At 61.8% G+C, this 1,858-nt stretch carries 4 protein-coding genes; all 4 read right to left on the reverse strand.

Going from position 1 to position 1,858, the window contains the following annotated elements:
- Nucleotides 1-335: cytochrome c oxidase subunit 3 (locus ADADOO_RS15115; RefSeq protein WP_511278330.1), on the reverse strand; the 335-nt coding region annotated here is incomplete at its 3' end.
- A complete protein-coding gene (locus ADADOO_RS15120) occupies nucleotides 332-955 on the reverse strand; it encodes a cytochrome c oxidase assembly protein (protein WP_511278331.1) in 624 nt (207 codons plus the stop codon). The genes ADADOO_RS15115 and ADADOO_RS15120, both read right to left, overlap by 4 nt.
- 4 nt (nucleotides 956-959) lie before the next feature.
- Nucleotides 960-1,097, reverse strand: coding sequence for a hypothetical protein (locus ADADOO_RS15125; protein WP_511278332.1), 138 nt, complete (start codon nucleotides 1,095-1,097; stop codon nucleotides 960-962).
- The coding region (locus tag ADADOO_RS15130; protein WP_511278333.1) for a cbb3-type cytochrome c oxidase subunit I at nucleotides 1,094-1,858 on the reverse strand (765 nt) is incomplete at its 5' end. The genes ADADOO_RS15130 and ADADOO_RS15125, both read right to left, overlap by 4 nt.

The following is a 1,858-nucleotide window of genomic DNA, read 5'->3' on the forward strand; positions in this document are numbered from 1 at the left end:
CGGACGTAGAACAGCGCGGCGAAGAAGGCGGCAAAGAACATCACCTCGGTGGCGATGAACCAGATCATGCCGTAGCGGAAGGAGCGGTCTTCCCAGTCGCGGTAAGCACCGCTCTGCGATTCGCCGATGACCTTGCCGAACCAGCCGAACAGAACATAAAGAATGACCGCCGTGCCGCTGAGCATGACCCACTTGCCGGCGCCAAGGTTGTTGATCAGCGAGATGAAGCCGAAAGCGAGCAGGAACATGCCGGCGGAGAGGATGACCGGGTACAGGCTGGGCTGGGGAACGAAATAGTGTTCGGCGTGCGCGGCGTGAGCTGGACTGGTTTTCATTGGGCCTCCCTGCTGCTGGTCAGTGTCTGGCGCTGTCCGTCAACGCTGAAAAAGGCGTAGGACAGGGTGATGTGGCGAATGCTACGGTCGACCTCGGGTTTGACGATAAAAGCCAGCGGCATCTCGCGTGCCTCGCCGGGTCCCAGCGTTTGCTGTGAAAAACAGAAGCATTCGATCTTCTCGAAATGCTGCGCCGCCTGGCCTGGCGTCACGCTCGGCACGGCCTGCCCGACAATCGTGCGATTCGACGTGTTGCGTACCAGATAGCTGACCTGCTGCAATTCGCCCGGATGGATGTCGAGGCTGATGGTTAGTGGCCGCATATCCCAGGGCAGGCCGGGCATCACCGTGCCGGTAAATTCGACGCGGACGGTGCGCCCGGTATCGATCTTCGAGGCCGGGGCGGCTCCGGTTTGCAGGCCGCCGACAGCGAAGCCGTTGCGAATGACACCTGAGCCGCCCCCCGGGCCAGCTGTTTTGCCATTTAAACCCGTCGCCGCGCAAAGCACGTCGTAAAGCGGCACCAGCGCGAAGGCAAAAACAAAGGCCCCGGCCACCATCAGCAACAGCTTGCCGATCAGGCGATTGTGGCTGGCTGGGGTGGGCCGGGCCTGTTCCATGATGCTAACGCTTGATGAACAAGCCGATGAGGTAAATGACCAGCACGACGGCGCCAAGCAGCCAGCCAAGGCGGCGCGAGGCGGCACGGCGGCGGGCGAGGTCGGCATCGGTGAAGGCCGGGGCCATGGGCTCCTGGCTCATTTGACAACCGGCTGGATTTCCCAGCTATGGTGGGGGGGTGGCGACGAAAGCTCCCATTCCAGCCCCTCGGCGCCTTCCCAGACCTGGCTGTCGACTTTAGGGCCGCCCCGTACGCAACACCAGATGTTCCAGGCAAAGAGCAACTGGCTGATGCCGAGGATAAAGGCGCCAATCGTCGAGATGGCGTTGAACTCGGCAAACTGTAGCGCATAGTCGGGAATGCGCCGCGGCATGCCGGCCAGGCCAAGGAAAAACTGCGGCAGGAAGGTCAGGTTGAAGGAAACCACAGTCAGCCAGAAATGCAGCTTGCCGAGTTTTTCGCTGTACATGTGGCCGGTCCATTTCGGCAGCCAGTAATAGACGCCGGTCATCACGCCCATGATGCCGCCGGCGAACAGGGCGTAATGGAAGTGGGCGACGACGAAATAGCTGTGGTGGTATTGGGCATCGGCCGCGACGTCGGCGAGGATCAGCCCGGTCAGCCCGGCGATGCCGAACAGCACGATGAAGCCGACGGCGAACAGCATCGGCGTCTCGAAGGTCATCGCGCCCTTCCACATGGTGGCGATCCAGCAGAAGAAGAGCACGGCCAGCGGCAAGGAGATGGCCATGGTGCTGAACATGAAGTAGATCAGCGCCGGGACCGGCAGGCCAGCCGTGAAAAAGTGGTGGGCCCAGACCACGACCGACAGAATGCCGATGGCGATGAAGCTGTAGACCTGCGCCTTGTAGCCGTAGCTTGGCTTGCGGCAGAAGGTGGA

This window comes from Azonexus sp. (assembly GCF_036170495.1).
GTDB lineage: Bacteria > Pseudomonadota > Gammaproteobacteria > Burkholderiales > Rhodocyclaceae > Azonexus.

Bases quoted from the DNA above. Each gene is read 5' to 3' on its own strand.
- ADADOO_RS15125 (WP_511278332.1), bottom strand. From the start codon at position 1,097: ATGAGCCAGGAGCCCATGGCCCCGGCCTTCACCGATGCCGACCTCGCC.
- ADADOO_RS15120 (WP_511278331.1), bottom strand. From the start codon at position 955: ATGGAACAGGCCCGGCCCACCCCAGCCAGCCACAATCGCCTGATCGGC.